This is a genomic window from Pseudomonas serbiensis (genome assembly GCF_030580745.1).
Lineage (GTDB): Bacteria > Pseudomonadota > Gammaproteobacteria > Pseudomonadales > Pseudomonadaceae > Aquipseudomonas > Aquipseudomonas serbiensis.
In genome coordinates this window covers 41902-60493 of record NZ_JAUQOO010000028.1, presented here as the reverse complement: position 1 = coordinate 60493, position 18592 = coordinate 41902, and the positions used below count along the sequence as shown (strand labels likewise).

Here is an 18592-nt window from a genome sequence, read left to right as displayed (position 1 = left end):
CTCCTACCCCACACCTCGTAGGAGCGAATCGGGCGGCGTTCCGCTCATTCGCGATCAATCACTGTGTAGTCCAAAACCGCTTCACGTGTAGGTAACGTCCTGTTCTGCCTTTTGCTCTCTACTCGATCCCGCTTCTCGGCCAGAATCGTTGGCCGCCCCTGTAGAGAACATCCCCATGCCCGATCCCGCCAGCGCGCCGCTTTTTCGTCTGGAGATCGCCCGTCTGCGTCATTGTTTTACCGTCCTTTCGTTACAAGGCATGGAAGCAATCAGTCAGCCTTTTGCCTTTGAGCTTGAGGTCGTCAACGAAGGGCTTGAGGTGAATCTGGCAAGTCTGATGTACAAGCCGGTGTTCCTCTGCTTTCAAGGCAGTGATCACGGTTTTCATGGGCAGATTCACGGCGCGAGTCGCAGTCATTTCCGTCCCGGGCCTGCCTGCTACCGGCTGAAAGTCGGTCCGCGGCTGGCCTGTCTCGGGCAACGTTACAATCAGCGTATCTTTCAACACATGACCGCTTCGCAGATCATCGCCAGGGTCCTGGAGGAACATGGACTGCGCAAAGGCAGCTATCGCTTCGAGCTGAAAACCCAGTGCCGGGAGCGCGAGTATTGTGCGCAGTATCAGGAGTCCGACCTGCAACTGGTGCAGCGCCTGTGTGCCGAAGAGGGTATCCACTATCACTTTGTTCATTCCCGTCGGCGCCATGAGGTGGTGTTCGGCGATAGCCTGCGGGGCTTTCGTCCAACGCCTGCGGCGCCCTGGCGACAATTGCCGAAACCGTCTGGCGTTACCCGCTTTGCTGTCAGCATCAAGGGCCAGGATTTGCCGGGCTCCCGCGCCAGGCAACGAGCCGAGGGCGAAAGCAGCCTGCCATTTGTGATGTCGGGGTATTTATTGCCGCTGACGGGCCACCCCGAGGTTGAGTGGAATCACATGTGGCTGCTAAGCCGGGTTGAGCATCGTTACCAGGAGTCTGTACCGGAGGATGGAAGCGCAGAGCGGTATACCAATCGGTTCCATGCCGTTCCCTGGGAAGTCGGCTTCAGCGTGCCTGAGCCGCAACCCCGCTTGAAAGTGCCGCAACTGCAACGGGCCTGGGTCATCGGCCCGGCAGGGATGGAGGTCGGGCTTGATTCGGTTGGTCGTCTCAAGGTGCAACTTGAGTGGGGGCTACAGGGGCGGGGAGCGCGCTACAACGATTGCTGGCTGCCCGTGATGCCTGGCCTTGAACTGGTATTTACCGGCGGGATGGAGGTACTGGTGAGTTTGCTCGATGACGATATGGACCGGCCGATGATCATCGCCTGCCTGCACTCTCGCGCCTGTGAGCCGGTTTTCACGCAGTCCGCAGATGTATTGCCTGCCGACAGTGTTCAGGCGCAGCTGGATTGGCAGATGATCATGGGGAATAAGCGACGCTTTCGTCTGGAGAACGGGCCAACGGTGTCTTTTGAAGAAGGCAGCGAGCTGTCGTTGAGCATTGGTTCCAGTCGGGTCCGGCTTGATTCAAGTGGCCTGACCCTGACCAGTCCGCGTATTACCTTTGCCGGCAAGATGGCCGAGAGCGATCAGTAGGTAAACCAGCCGTCCTTGCGGTTAAGGCGCCAGGCAATGCTTCCAAGGCTTAAGCCGCGCAGCAGGGTAAATGCCAGGAAGGTCAGCCAGAGCCCGTGATTGCCCTGATCGACTGCAATAAAGGCGACGGGAGCGATGAGTATCACGCTGATCAGCATTGCATTGCGCATCTCCCGGGCGCGGGTTGCGCCGATGAACAGACCGTCCAGCAAGTAGCTCCAGACCGCTAGCAAAGGCATTGCAGCCAGATAAGGCAGGTAGATGAGGGCGGTTTCACGCACTTCGGGGATGTTGGTCTGCATCTGCACGAACAGATGCCCGCCCGTCAGGAACAGCAGGGCAAAAGCTGAACTGGCAATCAGCGACCAGCCACCGGCCACCACCAGCGAGCGGCGTAATGCCGTCCGGTCGCGTGCTCCAATGGCATGGCCACACAGGGCCTCTACGGCATGGGCCAGCCCGTCCAGCGCATGGGAGGTCAGCAACAGGCCGTTGAGCAGCAGGGCGTTGGCGGCGACGGTTGCATCGCCCAGTCGGGCGCCTTGAGCGGTGATCAGGAACATGATCGATTGCAGTGCCAGGGTGCGAATGAAAATGTCGCGGTTGACCGCCAGCAGTGGTCGCCAGTTGCTCCAGAGCTTCAGGGCGGCCCAGACAATCTTGCCAGACCAGGCCTGCAAGGCTTTGCGAGCCATGACCAGGCCTAGTAATGCGCCGGTCCACTCGGCGAGCACCGATGCCCGTGCCGAACCGACTACACCCCAGTCCAGGCCCAGAACGAACCACAGGTTGAGAATGATGTTCACCGTATTGGTGATCAGCAGAATCGCCAACGGCGCCCTGGCGTTCTGGGTGCCGAGAAACCAGCCCACCAGCGCGTAGCTGGCCAGTGCTGCAGGCAGGCCGAAAAGTCGGGCGTGGAAGAAGTCGAGTGTCATCTGTTGCAGGTCGGCCGAAGGTTGCATGATCGACAAAGCCAGATGACTGAATGGCAAGGCAATCAGCCCGAGCAGGAAGGCCAGCCCCATGGCCAGGAGCAGGCCTTGCAGCAGAATCTGACGCAAGGCCGCGCCGTCACCACGTCCCGCAGCCTGAGCTGCAAAACCGGTGGTGCCCATGCGCAGAAAACCCATGGCCCATGCCAGAAAGGTGTAGAGCGTGGCGCCCACAGCGACTGCACCCAATTGATGGGCGTGGGGCAAGTGGCCAATCACGGCGGTGTCGACCAGTGCTACCAGCGGTACTGAAATATTCGACAGGATCATCGGCAGCGCCAGGCCCCAGACTCGATGATGAGTGGGGCGATGACGCCAATCGCTGGACAACTTGGACATGAGGACTCCCGGCAAGGCGGGCATTGTAGCCCTAATACCGGTCAGTCAGAACGTGCGATGCAGGAGCGCAATCAGTGGATGATCCAGCTCAGTAGCCACAACCCCAGCGCCAGCCAGATGATGCCCATGATGATGGAGGCGCGCATGAAGGCGCGGATGGCGGAGTAAAGAAGCATCAGGCCGATGACCAGCGCAACGATGCTGATCAGTGAAGCGTCCATGCCCAGAGTGCGGGACAAGCCGTCAACGAAGTTGCCGCCGGCATGGGTAAAACCGTTGAACAGCCAGGCCAGGGTATCCACGATGAAGCGAATCACTGACCCGATTGCCTGCCCCAGCCATTCAAAAAAGCTTTCTACCTTCATATGTGCATCCTGATCACGGTTATAGGTCTGCTCGCTTTGGCTATCGGGCAGTATGGCTAGTTCCGTGGATCATGAAGTTCGTGTCATTGCACCTGAAAGATTTTCGGCTCGGGAAACAGGTTGTTCAGGGTTTCCAGCAAGCGGACGTGATAGATCGGCTTGCGGAACAGGTCCAGCACCTGCAGGCGCAGCAGGTCGCTGACATCTTCCATGTCGGCATGGCCTGAGGTGACAATCACAGGCAGATGCTGGCGCGAAGTATGTTCACGCAGTCGTTTTATCAACTGAATGCCGCTTTCCTCCGGCATACGCAAATCGGTAATGACCAGAGCGATATCCGGGTGGCGAGTCAGCTGTTGCAAGGCAATCTTGACCGAGGACGCAGTGAAGCAGCAGAACCCCTCGCCTTCGAGTAGTTCTGCCAACTCTTCATTGGCGTCCTCTTCGTCATCAACCAGAAGCAGCTGTTGGCGTGTGGGGTGGACGGCCATATTGATACCTATAAAAAACGTTGGTAACGGCCTCGGATCTTACAACACTTTGTCCTCGTTCAATCAAGCCGTCAGACTGCCGTACCGCCCAATGCAACCAGCACCTGGTTGAAAATGATTCTGACCTGAGCACTGATGGCCGGAACGAAGGCAACGATGGCGACCGCCACCATGGCAGCGAGCAGTACATATTCGATAGCCGATGCGGCTTCCCGGTTTTTGAGGAATGCCTGAATTTGCGTATAAGCGCGTATGTATAAATTGGTAAGGAACATCACAATTCTCCTTGCACCATTCATGGCGCGGGTAATACCAGCCGTTTTCATACATCCCCTTGCAGTTACAGCATTGCCCTCAACTCGCGAACCCACAACCGTAATAAAGCATTAATCACAAAGTTATAGCGGGCCCTGTGGTTCGCAATTCAGGTATTCAGATAAGGATATTTCGCAGGGCTTAATGGCGTTTTGGGTGGTGTGGGCTACCTTCAAAAGAGCAGCATGTGATTGTTCTTCATTGCTATTGCGAAGTTGATGCGTTGGATTGAGGTGATCATGCGATGACAAAGGAAGCGTTGCCATGAGCAGTCGTATCACCATGGTGCTCGCTGTCGTTTTTTTACTCGGAGCGATATTGGCCGGGTATCTGGGAATAATGGTCAGTAAAGAGCCTGCGGCGCCACCCGTGGAGGCTCCTGTCGTTGAGGCACCGCCACCTGTCGAAGTTGCGCCGCCTGCCCCGCCCGTGGAAGAAGCGCTGCGCCATAATGTCGTGGTGCTGGCGCACGATGTTCCTGCCTACACCCCAATTCAGGCTGAAGACCTGGTGATCGAGCGCCTGAAGGTTGCGCCTGCCGGGAGTTTCAGCAATATCGACCAGGTTGTGAATCGCAGTACCTGGCGCACGCTGGCGGCAGGAACCTGGTTGAGTGAAAGCAGTTTCGAGGCCGGAGGCACGCTGGCGCGGATGATTCGTCCTGACGAACGCGCACTGGCTTTGGCCGTTGATGAGGTGATTGGCGCGTCCGGGCAGCTCAGCCCCGGAGATTATGTCGATGTTCTGCTTTATCTGCCTGAAGACACCACTAATCCTGTCCGCTCCAGCCAGGTCGTGGTGCCTGCCTTGAGAGTCCTGAGCGTCGGTGAGCTTCTTGGTCCGACCCGTGATGGCAAGCCCGCACAAGATATCAGTATCGAAGAACGCATCAGGCTGGAGCAGCAGCGCCTGAGCGCCCGATCGGTGGTGGTGGCTGTGCCCGAATCGTTATTGGTGCGCTTGTTACTGGCTACCCAGACCGGCGTGATGCGCCTGGCGGTACGAAGTGCCGATGAGGGCAACCTTCAAGATTACTGGAGCGGCGATGCCAGCCGTCCCGATGTTGCCGTGCGCCTGGATTCTGCCAGGCGCAATCTGGTGCAGTTCAGCCAATTGGCTCTGAGTGCTCCGGCCACCAGTCATATCGGTGCGTCTCGCGGATCTCGTGGCGTTGAGGTGATTCGCGGCAACCAGGTTACGCAACAAACCCCCTGATTGAGCAAGGAAGCATTTGATGAACCGTTGTTTCGTACCGGTTTTAAAACGTCACGCGCTGTTTTTGCTGCTCGCCGGGCTGGGCGTGAACACAAGCTGGGCGGCTTCCGGCAATGGCTGCAAGAATCTTGCTGCCCTGCCAGCGGTGCTGGAGGTCAGCCAGGGCATGCAGCAGGATGTACGTTCGCCGGTGGCCATTACCCGGATTGCCGTGGGTGATCCCAAGGTTGCCGATGTACTGGTCAATGGCAATCAGGGCTTTCTGTTGACCGGCATTGCACGTGGCGCTACCAGTTTGATGGTCTGGACGGCCTGCTCGACCTCTCCTCGTCAAAGCATGGTATTCGTACGCGGAGGAGATGCTTCCGCGCTGGTCGATGCCTTGCCGGTGCCTTCTCTGGATCCTCAGTTGCCCAGTCAGGTCCAGACCGATATTCGTTTCATTGAAGTCAGCCGTAGCAAACTCAAGGAGGCCAGTACTTCGATCTTCGGTACTGGCTCGAACAACTTTCTGTTTGGTTCTCCCGGCACCGTAACCGACGTCACGGTCTCGCCTGGTACGGTCGGCTCCACGCGGCCCGCCATCGGTTTGAATAACAACAACTTCAATATCGTGTGGGGCGGTGGCAGCAGCAAGGTCCTGGGCATGATCAATGCCATGGAAGGCAGCGGCTTTGCCTACACCCTGGCGCGTCCGAGCCTTGTGGCATTGAACGGACAAAGCGCGAGCTTTCTGGCGGGTGGTGAGTTCCCGGTGCCGGTGCCCAGCGGGGATGGAAATGGCATCTCCATTGAATACAAGGAGTACGGCGTGCGTCTGACCCTGACGCCCACTGTGGTCGGACGTAACCGGATACTGCTCAAGGTTGCGCCCGAGGTCAGCGAACTGGATTTTTCGGCCGGCATCACTATCTCCGGCACCACTGTGCCTGCACTCAATATACGGCGTACCGATACCAGCATTTCTCTGGCCGATGGGGAAAGCTTTGTTGTCAGTGGCCTGATCAGCTCCAGCAATATTGCCTCTGTGGACAAGTTTCCCGGCCTGGGCGATATCCCGATTCTGGGGGCTCTGTTTCGCAATTCGCAGATTCAGCGCGATGAGCGTGAACTGCTGATGATCGTCACTCCGCATCTGGTCCAGCCACTGGCGGTCAATGCGCAACTGCCCACGCTGCCCGGTGAAGGCCTGCGTAATTACGACCCGAATTTCTTCCGTATGTATTTCCTTGAGAACGGCGATTTCGAGCGCCGTAGCGGGTTATCTCAATGAGCCAGAGCCTGAGTCAGACATTCCTGGCGATTACCCGCAACCCCACCGATCTTGAATGGTTGCAGGGTGCATTGGGTTCGCTGGGGCAGGTGGTGAGTGCCGGCAGCGGCAGCCTGGACGATTTGCTGGCGCTGGTGGACGTGACCTTCGCCAGCGTGGTGTTCGTGGGGCTGGATCGTGAACATTTGATGAACCAGAGCGCGCTGATCGAGGGTGCTCTGGAAGCCAAGCCGATGCTGGCGATTGTCGCTTTGGGCGACGGTATGGATAACCAGTTGGTGCTCAATGCCATGCGCGCCGGTGCCAGGGATTTCGTGGCCTATGGCTCGCGTTCCAGTGAAGTCGCCGGTCTGGTCAGGCGCTTGAGCAAACGCCTGCCTGCGGTGACGCCCAACCCCAACATGAGCGGTCTGACGGTGCTGTATGGCGCTCAATGCGATGGCGACGGAGCCTTGATAGCCTCTCACCTGGCGATGGTGGTGCAGAAGGCCGGGCAACGTACCTTGTTGCTGGATCTGGGCTTGCCCCGTGGTGACAGCCTGTCGATGCTCGGTCTTGAGTCGACGTTCAGTTTCGGTGATGCACTGCGCCATTTGCGCAGGCTGGACGCGACCCTTATCGACAGTGCTTTTACAACATCCGAAAACGGCTTGCGCATCCTGGCCTACACCGAGGCCGACGATCATCTGGAACAGTCCAGTGCGGCCGAGTTGTACATGCTGCTCAGTGCCCTGCGCCAGCATTTCCAGCACGTCATCGTGAATCTGGTGGGCCAGCCGGACAGCGAAGCCCTGCGTACCTTTGTAAGTCACTGCGACCAGCTGCTGTGGTACGCCGACCAGAGCGTGATCGAGTGCCGGCGCAATCTGGCGGTGCTCAATCTGTGGCGGGAAAAGGGCATGAAGATGCAGCACGCCGGGTTGCTGATCGATCGTTATTTGCGCTCGGTGGCACCCAATTCGGAAACGGTGGGGAAAACCTTCGGCCTGCCGGTGATTTCGGTCTTGCCGCTCAGCCCGGAATTGCGACTCAACGCCAAGAATCAGGGCGTGTCGTTGTTCGATCTGGCGCCCAGGGAATCGTTGTGTACGGGCTTGCGTCGCCTGGGCGATCACCTGGTCCGTCATTCCGACGCTTATGAAAAACCCAATGAAGGCTTCTTCACTCGGCTATGGGGGAATAAATAATGCCGGAAAAACTGTTTGGCGTTGCTTCGCGCGCTCAGGGCAGCACGGATGACGGGCAGGGGCTCAAGCTGGTACTGCACCGTTACATCATCGATGGCATCGAGGAGAGCGGCAGGAACCTGCTCGAAGGTTCGCGACCGGTGCTGGCGCAGTTCGTGATCGACAAGGTGGCCGAATATGTCGCCCGGCTGCGGCTGGCCATTTCTCGTTATGAGATGGAGCGTCTTGCCGAGGAACTGGTCGATGAACTGACCGGTTTCGGCCCGCTGGAGGTGTTGCTGCGCGATAGCGCCGTGACGGAAATTCTGGTCAACGGGCCGGGCAAGGTCTTTGTGGAACGTGACGGCGTATTGCACCACACCGACTTGCGCTTCATCGACTCGCACCACGTCGAGCGGGTCATGCAGCGCATCCTGGCGCCTCTTGGCCGCCGGCTGGATGAGTCCTCGCCCATGGTGGATGCGCGGCTGCCCGACGGTAGCCGGGTCAACGCGATCATTCCGCCGATTGCCCTGGACGGGCCGTGTCTGTCGATCCGGAAGTTTCGCAAGGACATGCTCAAGAGCACCGACCTGGTGGCGATGCAGACCATCGATCAATCGATCTTCGACTTTTTCCAGGAGGCGGTGGGCAAGCGTTGCAACGTATTGGTCAGCGGCGGTACCGGTACCGGCAAGACCACCATGCTCAACGTGCTCAGTCAGTTGATCGACACGCACCAGCGGCTGGTGACCATCGAAGACGTTGCCGAACTGCAATTGATTCACCCCCACGTGGTACGCCTGGAAACCCGACCGCCCAATGCCGAAGGCCATGGTGAGGTCCGTGCCAGCGACCTGATCCGCAACTCCCTGCGGATGCGCCCGGACCGCATCATCCTCGGGGAGATTCGTGGCGTGGAAGTGCTGGATGTGCTGACTGCCATGAACACCGGCCACGATGGCTCCATGAGCACGGTACACGCCAACAACGCTCAGGATGCGCTGTTGCGTCTGGAAACCCTGGTCGGCCTGACCGGACGGCAGATCCCCGAGAGAACCCTGCGGCAAATGATATGCGCGGCGCTGGACGTCATCATCCAGTTGGCTCGCCTGCCCGATGGCCGTCGTTGCGTCAGCGAAGTGGTGGAGGTGGTGGGTATCCGCGACGACATTTATGTCACCAACACTCTTTTTCGTCTCGACCGGCGTACTGGCATCGGCTTTCATCGCGAGGCCGTGCATGCCGCAGGTGACAAATTGCGGCCGTCTTACTGACGCGAGCAGGGAGGCTGCCCCATGAAAGCATCACTGGTTCTGGCGATCATTTTTGTGCTGCTGTTGGGTGCTGCGCTCTACATGTTTTATCTGGCGCTGAATCGGGGGGCGAGCGAGCGAGTGATGCAGCGCTTGCAGGTTGGGCAGCCGATAGCGATCGAAGAAAAGCCCGGTATTGAATGGCTGGAACGCGCCTTCTTGCGCGCCGGGCTGGGCAAGCCAACAGAGCGTATTGGCCTGGCGATTACCTTATGGACGCTATCGATACTGCTGGGTTACCTCATGGGCGACTGGTTCGGTTTCGGGGTCGGGCTGGTAGCCGCTCCACTGACGCTGCGCATGTTTATTTCCTGGCGTTATCGCAAGCGGGTGCGGCGCATGATCGAGCAATTGCCGCAGATGCTCGATCACACCGTACGCAGCCTGAAATCAGGCCGGACCCTGGCCGATGCGGTGCTGCATGGTATCGAGGCGGCGGACCAGCCGTTGCGCGACGGCATGCTGCGGATCGAGCGAAACGTGCAAATGGGCGTCAGCCTGCCCGACGCTGCACGGGATTTTGCCGAGCTGTACGAGCGCGATGAATTTCACCTGTTTGCGCTTGGGCTGAAGGTCAACCATCGCTATGGCGGCAATGCCAGCGAACTGATGGAGAACCTGATCAAGCTGATCCGCGAGCGCGAGCAGGCGGGCCGTCAGTTGCGTGCCATGACCGGCGAAACGCGCATGACCGCCATCGTGTTGGCGCTGTTGCCCATTGCGATGGTTGGTTATTTCATGCTGACCAATCCCAATTACCTGATGCACATGTGGAACGACAGCGGCGGGCAGCGAATGCTGATTGTCGCGTTCTCCTTTCAGGTGATGGGTTGCCTGACGTTGTGGCGCATGTTGCGGAGTGTATGAAATGGGCCTGACCATCAGTGCGGTGATGTTTGTGGCGGCAGCCTTGTTGCTGCTGTCCAACCTGGCTCGCCAGCGCCGCAACGAGCGTCAGGTCGCCTTGCGTCTCAAGGGGCAGATGGTGCGCGAAAGCCGTATCGGCAGTTGGCTGCGCTTGTTGGGCGATACACGCCTTGGGCAGCGCTCGATCAGCCTTGATAACGAAACCCAGGTCCTGCTCAACCGTATCGGTTGGCGTCGGGCCAGCAAGCGTTCGTTGTATGCGGCTTGCCAGATTGGCATACCCATCGGGCTTTTGGTTCTGGTCATTCTGCTCCAGGTGCTGTTTTTCAATTCTGTCGAGCAGCCCTTTATTGCACCGGTCTTTGCGTTTGGTGTGGGTTATCTGATCCCTAAACGGGCGCTGGCTGCCTTCGCCCAGCATCGTCAGAAGCAAGTGGTGGTAGAGATCTCGACCTTCATTCCACTGCTGCGCATCCTCTTCGAGTCCGGTATGGCTGTGGAGCAGGCGCTGCGGGTACTGAGCAACGAGGGCAAGGACTTGCTGCCGGTGCTGTCCGAGGAAATCCGCGTGATTCTGGTGCGGGTCGATTCCGGGCTGGAGCTGGGAGATGAGTTGAGAAAGTCCGCAGCCCTGCTGGCCGTGGACGAGTTCAGCGACACCTGCGTGATCCTCAATCAATTGATTCATCAGGGCGGTGGGGCTTTGCGGTCCTTGCTGGCCCTTAAGCAGTTGCTCGACGACCGCCGCCTGACGCGCTTGCAGGAATACATCTCCAAACTGTCGGCCAAGATGTCGGTGGTGATGATGGTTTTTTTGTTCCCGGCGTTATTGATTGTGCTGGCCGGGCCAGGATTTACCGCCATCGGTCATGCCTTGGGCGGCCGGTGAAACGTGCATGGATGAAGGACGTGTTGCAATGAAAGCAGTGATGATCTTCGTGGGGCTTTTGATGCTGGGTGGATGCGCCACCAACGGCACTGCGCCCTGGATGCAGTCGTCGGCCGGAACGGGCACTTGCCCCAAACCGACATCCGACCAGGAGTTCACCCTGAATCTGGCACAGAACATGGCCGATGAAGGGCGTTTGCATGCCAGCCTGGCCAACCTGGAAAGCCTGCCCGACAATCTTGATGAAGTGCGGCTGCGAAAGGCACGGGTATTGCGCTTGCTGGGCAGTCGCGAAGCCGAGCCTTTGTACCGCAGCCTGCTGGGCACTTGCCGGGCTGCGCAAGGCGAGCATGGTCTTGGGCAGCTGGCGGCGTCTCGTGGCGACAATGTCCAGGCGCAGCAGCATTTGCTCCGGGCCAGCAAACTGGCGCCAACCGATGAAAAAATCCGCAACGATCTTGGTGTGGTTTATCTCAACCAGCTGAATCTGGAGCAGGCCCGCTTCCAGTTCCTTACCGCCATCGAACTCCGGCAGTCCGACACCCTGGCGGCCGCCAATCTGGTCACGCTGCTGATCTATCAGGATAACTGGACCCAGGCCGCAGAACTGGCTTCCAGGGCAGGACTGACGGCACAGCAGGTCAGTGACGCGCAGGTCCGGGCAGAAAAACTGAAAACGCCTGCTGCCAGCCGTTCTATCTCGAATGGCCAGGTAACGGCCATGCGTGACCAATCAGAGGAGGCACATCCATGAGGAGCATAATCTTCGGCGGTATTCTGCTGTTCGGCTTGTGCGCAGACGCATGGGCCATTGATGAAGGACCTTCATCGGCTCCGCAGAAGCAGACCGAGGCCTGGCTGCAACTGCAGATTGGTGGCAGTGCGGCTTCGCCCACTCCGCAAACCCTCACTCCCGTCGAACGCGAGTTGAGCCTGCAACGCTGGCTTGAAACCTACAAGCATGAGATCCCGGATTTTTATGAGCAGAAGAAGGGAGGAAGTATCTCGTCGGGCGGGAAATAATCGCCCCGTGCCCTTCTTCAAAGTCGGGTAGGAGCGAATGAATTCGCTCCTACATGGCTGATATTCGTTGCCGATTCGGTGACAGTGCCAGCGCCAACTGGGTGCGGTTATGCATGTGGGTCAGGCGCAGAACCTGCGAGACATAAAGTTTGACGGTGTTTTCCGTGATGCCTAGTTCGCAGGCGATCTGGTAATTGGTCTGGCCTTTGCTGACCAGCCTGGCGACAGCGAGTTGTCTGGGGGATAGCTGGGCGAAAAGCTTGTTCTCGGCGTCGAGGCTGTCTTGTTCCAGCGTGCTCTGTTTTTTATCCAGGTTCTTGTACAAGTCGTCGATGGAGGCCGCCAGATACTGGAGCTTTTCGTTGAGCAGCCCCAACTGCTGAAGATTCTTTTGCCGCTCTTGCAGGGCCAGTTCCTGAGTCTGGATACCCTGAAGCAGCTCGTCCAGATTGACGGGTTTCTGATAGTAGTCGGCGATCCCGGCACGCAGCGCCTTGATCACGTCTTTCTTCTCGGCCAGGCCAGTCAGCATGATGGCTTCAAACAGGTGTTTCTTGCCGCCAACCAGCTTCATGGCTTCGACCATCTCGATTCCGTTCATGCCCGGCATGTCCAGATCGCACAGCACGATGCCGATGCTGTCGTCGTTGCGAAACTGTTCGATGGCCTCGCTGCCTGAGTGACAAGGGATACAGTGATAGCCGTTGTTCCCGAGAAAATCGCTCAGTTCTTCAACGATAAGAGGCTGGTCATCGACAACCAGAACTTTGACGGTCGAATACTTGTTCACTCGCTACTCCATGCCGACGAGTCATAACAACTGACAGATGCCCGGTCCATATCAGCAAAACAAGGTTTACGATTTACCGTAGTCGTACTTTCCGGCTATGTACATAGCGCTAAGGTGTGATTCGACTAGTGGATGCACAGAGCCGTCAATAAAAAGCCTGTGAACAGGAAAGGCGAGAAGGGTTGTTTATTTGTCGCTTCGGCATTCATGTAGGTATAACGCTGCGTAACTCTCTGTCCTATAAGGGGCCAGGCTTTTTGACGAATGATCAACCATATCAACATGACCAGTCCCGCACCGATAAAAGTGCCCAGCAAGTGCAGGCTGCTGCTCGCCAGAGCCAGCGCCGCCAGCAGCTTCACATCGCCTGCGCCCAGTCTGCCAAGGGCATAACCGGGTAGCGTCAGCGCCACCGCCAATAAAAGCGCCCAGCCAGCATCGGCAGATTCAAACCCCAGCCATGTATGGCCGCTGTACAACAGATAAGCCAGTGCGAGGGTAAAACCGCCTAATGTCAGCCAGTTGGATATCAGTCGTTGCCGGGCGTCCTGTTCCGCACATATGGCGAACCAGGCGAGTAGGAAAAGTAATTCCATTGTATAAAAAACATCCTGTTTTCCTGAAAGAACCTATGCTGTCTTAACGGTAGTAAATGTCAGGGTGGACGTCGACATGCCAACAGCCTTTCATAAATCCTCCCGTCGAAAACAGAAGGGCGCCGCTGCAATCGAGTTTGCGGTGGTGTTCGTTGTGTTCTTTGCTGTTTTCTATGGCGTAGTGAGTTATAGCCTCCCATTGCTGATGGTGCAGTCTTTCAATGCTGCCGTCAGCGAGGCGGTGCGCCGAAGTGTGGCGTTGAGCCCGACGGTCGCCAACTACGACACCTTGCTGGTCAGCCAGGCCAGTGCAGTCCTGACCACCCAACTGGCCTGGATGCCTGCCGCGCTGGGTTTCACTGCCTCCGACATGAGCGTGAGCTATACGGCTGGCGTCCTGACGGTGAGGATTCACTACCCCAAGAGCAAGCTGACCAGAATTCTGCCGGTGTTGACCCTGCCAGGAATCGGCGAAGTTCCGAACCTGCCGACCAACCTTTCTGCCCAAGCGAGTTTGCAACTTGTCCCTTGATAAAACACGTTTGAGTCGTTGGCTGGGCCGCTCCGACACGCCGGCCGCCCCGCAACCCGTACCTGCGACAGTCGAGCCGGAAACGATTGGCGCGGATCTCTATTTGCTGCTCGATGGCGAGGGGCGGGTGCAGAGCGTCAGCCCGCATTTGCTCTCGCGTCTGGGAATCACCGCCCAGTACGTATCGATGCAGCGACTGATGAGCCTGCTATTGCCCAACAGTGCCCTGGTGATCGAAGGCGTGCCGTCGGACTGGATGGGGCACATGCTCGATCTGGACTTCAAGAGTGCAGATGCCCACACCCTGCATGCCCGTGGCTGGGTCCAGGCCCACGGCAAGGACTGGCTGTTGCAACTGATGGACATCAGCGACCTGATGGAGGAGGCCAGCGCCGCCCGCAGTCGTCAGCAATGCCTGCGTATTGCCGGGCAGATAGCCGAAAGGATACGGGTTTGCAACGTTGACCGGCTGGCCGCAGTGGTAGCCGAACAGCTTGAGGAGCTGGCACAGCTCTGGCACATCCCCTGCGTGGCATTGGTGCTGCCGGAGATCAACGGCATAGGCTGGCGAGTCTATGCCCAATACCACGCTCATACCGCGCCTGAGTTATGGCAGGTCGGGCAACGGCTTGGCGTTGAACTGGACAGGCTGGATGCCAATATCAGCCATCAACTGGCGTTTGGCGCCGGTACTGATCTGGTGCAATTGCAAAGTGCCTTCGGCAATGCCGATGGATTTGTCATGCCTCACAGCCGTGACAGCGTTGCCAAGGCCTGGTTGATGTTCGGCTTCTACAACGCGCAGCAGCAAGCGCCGGACCTGGGCGAACGCGAGTGGCTGAACCTGTGCTCGGCTCTGGCTGGGCCTGTGCTGTTCCGTATGTCGGAGCAGCATAACCGTCACCATGTCGAGCGTCTGGCGGTGCTTCAGGATCTGCTGGGTACCGGCTGGTGGGAGTTGCTGCCCAGCAGCGATGAGATTCTGCTGGCCCCGCAACTGGCGCGCAGTTTGCGCCTCAATGACAGGGTCGATCGTCTGCCTCGTCAGGACTGGCTGGCGATGATTCATCCGGCCGACCGGCAGGAGTTATCCACCCGTCTTGTCCAGTTGCGTGACAAGGGCACGCCGATGCTGTTGTGTGTGCGCCTGCTTCAGACCGATCCTGCACAGGAAAATATCTGGTTCCGCATTCAGGGCCAGGCCCTGATCAGTGGCCAGGTACAGCGCGTGCTGGGTTTCATGCTTGATGTCAGTGATATCAAGAATCAGGAAACCAATGCGGCGGCGGCTCATGCGCGGCTGGATAACCTGATCGCCAGTTCGCCAGCGGTGATCTACGTCCAGCGCTATGACCAGGGCAATCTGGAACCGAGCTTTTTCAGCGACAGCCTCAAGCCTCTGTTGGGCTGGACATTGGCCGAGTGTGTCGACGGGCAACTGGCCGGGTACATCCATCACGACGATCAGGATATCTGGTTCGATCGCAACCGGCAGTTACTGCGCGAAGGCTTTGTCAGCCGCCGTTACCGGCTGCGCGACAAGAAGGGCGATTATCACTGGCTGCTGGATGAGGCGCGGTTGCTGCGTGATGATCTCGGAATGCCCGTGGAAGCTGTGGGGCTGTGGCTTGACGTCACCGATGCCACCCTGGCGGCCGAACAGGTGCGCAAGAGCGAGGAGCGTTACCGGATTCTGGTGGAAGACTCGCCGGCGATGATCTGCCGTTACACCCCGGATCTGGTGCTCAGCTTCGGCAACCGTCCATTGGCCAATTACATGGAGTGTACGCCGGAGCAACTGACGGGCATCAACCTGGGGGACTGGCTCTCGGATGAGCAGCGTGAAGCCTTCAAAAAGCGTATTGCACTGCTGACCCCTGAAGCGCCCATGAGTACAGAGGAAATCTGCATCGAGCTGCCCGGACGGGAATATGCCTGGTGGGTATGGGCCGACCGGGGCGTGTTCGATGAAGAGGGTAAGCTGATCGAGATCCAGGCGGTCGGGCGCGATAACACCGATGTGCGCCGCTCACGGATGCAACTGAACCAGAGTGCGAAAATGGCGACGCTGGGCGAGATGGCGACCGGTCTGGCACACGAGATCAACCAGCCGCTCAATGTCATGCGCATGGCGGTGGTCAACGTTCTCAAGCGTCTGGGCAAGGGCGATATCGATATCGACTACCTCACCGAAAAGCTCAATCGCATCGACACCCAGGTTCAGCGCGCAGCCCGTGTGGTGGATCATATGCGGGTATTTGGACGCCGCTCCGAGATCGAAGAGCAACTGTTCAATCCGATTCAGGCCGTGGAAGGCACCATCTCGATGCTCTCTGAGGGCATGAAGGGCAAGGGCGTGCAGATCCGTATCGGTGAAATGTGCGCGTCAGTGCAAGTACGCGGGCATGTGGATCAACTGGAGCAAGTGCTGATCAATCTGATGGTCAACGCCCGGGACGCCTTGCTTTCGCGTCGGGAAAAGGACCGTGACTTCGAGCCCTGGATCGGCCTTGAGGTGGAAGAGGACGAGAACATCATTCGCCTGTCGGTTCAAGACAACGGCGGCGGTATCGACCCGCGTCTGCTGGAGCGTATTTTCGAGCCGTTCTTCACCACCAAACCGGTGGGTGTCGGCACCGGCCTGGGCTTGTCTGTCAGCTATGGCATCGTCGATCAGATGGGCGGGCAACTGAGCGTCAGCAATGTCGATGAGGGTGCCAGGTTCCAGATCGAGTTACCTATTTTCAAGCACTCCTAAATGACCAGTGTGGCCTGACCGAAGTTGCAACTGAGGTTACCGCCCACCTCGGCGGGCGACAGGCTGAGGCCTAACGCGTCGATCAGCGGGTCTACGACCGATTGCAGCAGTGGCCTCAGGGTGCCAGCGACAATACCGTCCAGTGTGGTGGTAATGGCCGCCAGCATGGACGCCGCTCCGGTTATCACATTGCCCAGGCCATTGGGACTGGTGGTCGAAGGCCTGTAGACACTGACCTTTGCCCCTGAGATGACGCCGTCGAGCAATGTGCTGGGCAGAACCGCGGCGGCGGGGTCCAGAGGAAAGTAGGGCGAACTGCTGACCTCTGGAAGATTGGGTGAACTGAAGGTGCTGTTGGTCGAGGACGAACTTCCTCCCAGTGGCGACTGGCTGACAGGATCAAAGCTGATCCCGACGCCCCCACCGCCAAAGGGCACTCGTGCGGTGCAACTGCCCAGCAGGCCAAGAATTTTCTGACAGGTCTGGGTGCCGATATCGATCACTGGGATGGGGATGGCGGTAATTGCGGAAGGGTCGGTGCTGGCTGGAAAGGCTCCTGCGCTGTCGATCAGGCCGATCTTGGTGCTGATCAACGCCGTATCGGTATGAACGGTCAACGTCTTGTTGGTGTTGCTGGTGCAGGTATAGCCGGTGACATAGGTGTCAGCGCTGGCCATTGAAATGCTGATATCGATTCTGGGGCCGGCGCTTGAGGATGCACTTGAAGTCAGCAGTTTTATGTCCGAAACCATGCAACTGGTCAGGCCGATGGCGCATGTGGTCGAGCCCAGCAGCCCGGCGAGGTTCAGGCTCAGGGCGCTGTTGATGACCGGGGTGAGGCTGCTGACCAGCGACGTGGCGGTATTGACCAGCGGAGTGATCGCCCCGAGCACTGGCAGATTGATCGAAACCAGTGCCCGCATCTGGGCAGTGCGGACATAGAGTCTGTTCGCTCCGGTCCTGGGGTTGAGCGGATCGATCTTGCTCGGGTCGCCAATGGCCGACAGTTGTGGTGGCTCGACTACCTGAACCCTGGTCGTGACTTGCGCCAGCCCGGCCAGGTTGATCTGTGCAGCAGCCGAAATGCCGTTCTTGTCATTGGCCAGTTGCGCGACACCTTGCACCAGATCGAACAGGCGCAGGTTGGTATTGAGCGCTGCGATATCCGTACTGCCCTGCACCGACAGCAAATCACCCAGCAGCACCGTGGTCGCGCCAGCCGCAATCTTCAAGGCTCGCAGGCCGCTTATGGTCGCAGTAGCGCTCAAGGTTCCGGCAGGGTCCAGCACATTGATTGCCGTCTGGATCAACTGGCTGACAGCGACATTCGTGTTCAGTACATCGGTGTAGCCCACGGCGTTGATGTTCAGGTCGGTCTTGAGCCGGTTGAGGTAATTGAGCACGCTCAGTTCGGTGCCTGCGATTCCTTGCCAGTTGGCGACGCTGAGGTTCAGTGTTCCGCCCAGCAGGCTACCGATAACAGGGTTGAGGAGCGCTGCCTTGGCGCTGTCGATGGTCATTGCGGCGCTGCGGATGGTCAATGCCGCCAGGGGCGGTGTGCTTGCTGCAACCGCTGTTGCACTGAGTTGAATGTTTGCCGGAGTCGGTGTGCTGTCGAACAGCGCCGCGATGCCCGCCGCGATGCTTCGGGGGACGGCATGAGTGGCGACTACCTTGATGGCTTCGGGCTTGGTTGCATCGGCGGTAAAGGTGCGCCGGCTGTTGACGTCCAGCGCCAGGGTGCCGCAGTTGACCGTCAGCGTGCGGCTGTCGCTGCCCACCACGAAACTGTTGCGGGTGGCGCTCTGATTGGCGTAGGTGGAAGCACTTGTTCCTGAGGTGCAGGTGCCTTTGCGGCTGGCCGCCTCCAGTGCCGCCATGTCCGCTACACGTTGCAGTGAACGCTTTTCCAGATACAGCCTGCCGCTGTCGATGACAAGCAGCGTGCATAACAGGGCAATACCCAGGGTCAATGCAGCCAGCAAGCTAATGGCGCCGCGTTGCCGTGCCGGTAACGCGACATAACGATTCAGGGGAGACATCAGCACTCCTTCGGCCAAGCCGTCGCTTACTCGCCTGTGTGCAA

Annotated in this window: 18 protein-coding genes; 11 read left to right on the top strand and 7 right to left on the bottom strand. The window is 58.6% G+C overall.

What is annotated here, in order from left to right:
• The first annotated feature begins 175 nt into the window (after positions 1–175).
• Positions 176–1576 (top strand): contractile injection system protein, VgrG/Pvc8 family, encoded by a 1401-nt coding sequence (locus tag Q6A51_RS25040; protein ID WP_304575976.1) that lies wholly within the window; start codon positions 176–178, stop codon positions 1574–1576.
• On the opposite strand, the gene Q6A51_RS25035 is transcribed toward Q6A51_RS25040, so the two are convergent.
• The 4 genes from Q6A51_RS25035 to Q6A51_RS25020 form a co-directional block, all read right to left on the bottom strand.
• On the bottom strand, positions 1570–2910 hold the full coding sequence (locus tag Q6A51_RS25035; RefSeq protein WP_201020356.1) for an MATE family efflux transporter: 1341 nt from the start codon (positions 2908–2910) through the stop codon (positions 1570–1572). The two genes, Q6A51_RS25040 and Q6A51_RS25035, sit on opposite strands and share 7 nt — an antisense overlap.
• Before the next feature lie 71 nt (positions 2911–2981).
• Positions 2982–3275 carry a hypothetical protein gene (locus Q6A51_RS25030; protein WP_201004996.1) on the bottom strand — a complete coding sequence of 98 codons (294 nt, stop codon included), beginning with the start codon at positions 3273–3275 and terminating at the stop codon, positions 2982–2984.
• A gap of 83 nt (positions 3276–3358) precedes the next feature.
• The gene (locus Q6A51_RS25025; RefSeq protein ID WP_201004994.1) at positions 3359–3766 is read right to left on the bottom strand and encodes a response regulator; all 408 of its coding nucleotides are present in this window, start codon (positions 3764–3766) and stop codon (positions 3359–3361) included.
• Positions 3767–3837: 71 nt separating this feature from the next.
• A complete protein-coding gene (locus Q6A51_RS25020) occupies positions 3838–4041 on the bottom strand; it encodes a Flp family type IVb pilin (RefSeq protein WP_201004992.1) in 204 nt (67 codons plus the stop codon).
• Between the two features lie 304 nt (positions 4042–4345).
• Here Q6A51_RS25020 and cpaB point away from each other — a divergent pair, with 304 nt between their 5' ends.
• From cpaB to Q6A51_RS24980, 8 genes are read left to right on the top strand one after another with little or no spacing between them, the layout of a single operon-like run.
• Positions 4346–5296 (top strand): Flp pilus assembly protein CpaB, encoded by a 951-nt coding sequence (cpaB, locus tag Q6A51_RS25015; RefSeq protein WP_304575975.1) that lies wholly within the window; start codon positions 4346–4348, stop codon positions 5294–5296.
• A 19-nt stretch (positions 5297–5315) separates the two neighbouring features.
• A complete protein-coding gene (locus Q6A51_RS25010; protein ID WP_201004988.1) occupies positions 5316–6569 on the top strand; it encodes a type II and III secretion system protein family protein in 1254 nt (417 codons plus the stop codon).
• Complete coding sequence (locus tag Q6A51_RS25005) at positions 6566–7756, top strand: pilus assembly protein (protein WP_201004986.1); 1191 nt, start codon at positions 6566–6568, stop codon at positions 7754–7756. The genes Q6A51_RS25010 and Q6A51_RS25005 overlap by 4 nt, the downstream gene beginning before the upstream one ends.
• On the top strand, positions 7756–9012 hold the full coding sequence (locus tag Q6A51_RS25000) for a CpaF family protein (RefSeq protein ID WP_201004984.1): 1257 nt from the start codon (positions 7756–7758) through the stop codon (positions 9010–9012). Before Q6A51_RS25005 ends, Q6A51_RS25000 begins: the two co-directional genes overlap by 1 nt.
• 21 nt (positions 9013–9033) lie before the next feature.
• Positions 9034–9918 (top strand): type II secretion system F family protein, encoded by an 885-nt coding sequence (locus Q6A51_RS24995; protein ID WP_201020360.1) that lies wholly within the window; start codon positions 9034–9036, stop codon positions 9916–9918.
• 1 nt (position 9919) lies between these two features.
• A complete protein-coding gene (locus tag Q6A51_RS24990; protein ID WP_304575974.1) occupies positions 9920–10807 on the top strand; it encodes a type II secretion system F family protein in 888 nt (295 codons plus the stop codon).
• Between the two features lie 28 nt (positions 10808–10835).
• On the top strand, positions 10836–11561 hold the full coding sequence (locus tag Q6A51_RS24985; RefSeq protein WP_304575973.1) for a tetratricopeptide repeat protein: 726 nt from the start codon (positions 10836–10838) through the stop codon (positions 11559–11561).
• On the top strand, positions 11558–11830 hold the full coding sequence (locus tag Q6A51_RS24980; RefSeq protein WP_304575972.1) for a DUF3613 domain-containing protein: 273 nt from the start codon (positions 11558–11560) through the stop codon (positions 11828–11830). The genes Q6A51_RS24985 and Q6A51_RS24980 overlap by 4 nt, the downstream gene beginning before the upstream one ends.
• A gap of 49 nt (positions 11831–11879) precedes the next feature.
• On the opposite strand, the gene Q6A51_RS24975 is transcribed toward Q6A51_RS24980, so the two are convergent.
• Together Q6A51_RS24975 and Q6A51_RS24970 are read right to left on the bottom strand one after the other, a co-directional pair.
• Positions 11880–12620 carry a response regulator transcription factor gene (locus Q6A51_RS24975; protein WP_304575971.1) on the bottom strand — a complete coding sequence of 247 codons (741 nt, stop codon included), beginning with the start codon at positions 12618–12620 and terminating at the stop codon, positions 11880–11882.
• A gap of 125 nt (positions 12621–12745) precedes the next feature.
• Positions 12746–13216 carry a prepilin peptidase gene (locus tag Q6A51_RS24970; RefSeq protein WP_304575970.1) on the bottom strand — a complete coding sequence of 157 codons (471 nt, stop codon included), beginning with the start codon at positions 13214–13216 and terminating at the stop codon, positions 12746–12748.
• 76 nt (positions 13217–13292) lie between these two features.
• On the opposite strand from Q6A51_RS24970, the gene Q6A51_RS24965 reads away from it, so the two are divergent.
• On the top strand, positions 13293–13748 hold the full coding sequence (locus Q6A51_RS24965) for a TadE/TadG family type IV pilus assembly protein (RefSeq protein WP_201020366.1): 456 nt from the start codon (positions 13293–13295) through the stop codon (positions 13746–13748).
• On the top strand, positions 13738–16506 hold the full coding sequence (locus tag Q6A51_RS24960) for a PAS domain-containing sensor histidine kinase (RefSeq protein WP_201020367.1): 2769 nt from the start codon (positions 13738–13740) through the stop codon (positions 16504–16506). The genes Q6A51_RS24965 and Q6A51_RS24960 overlap by 11 nt, the downstream gene beginning before the upstream one ends.
• Here the strand turns inward: Q6A51_RS24960 and Q6A51_RS24955 are convergent.
• On the bottom strand, positions 16503–18548 hold the full coding sequence (locus Q6A51_RS24955) for a pilus assembly protein TadG-related protein (protein ID WP_304575969.1): 2046 nt from the start codon (positions 18546–18548) through the stop codon (positions 16503–16505). The two genes, Q6A51_RS24960 and Q6A51_RS24955, sit on opposite strands and share 4 nt — an antisense overlap.
• Positions 18549–18592: the final 44 nt, after the last annotated feature.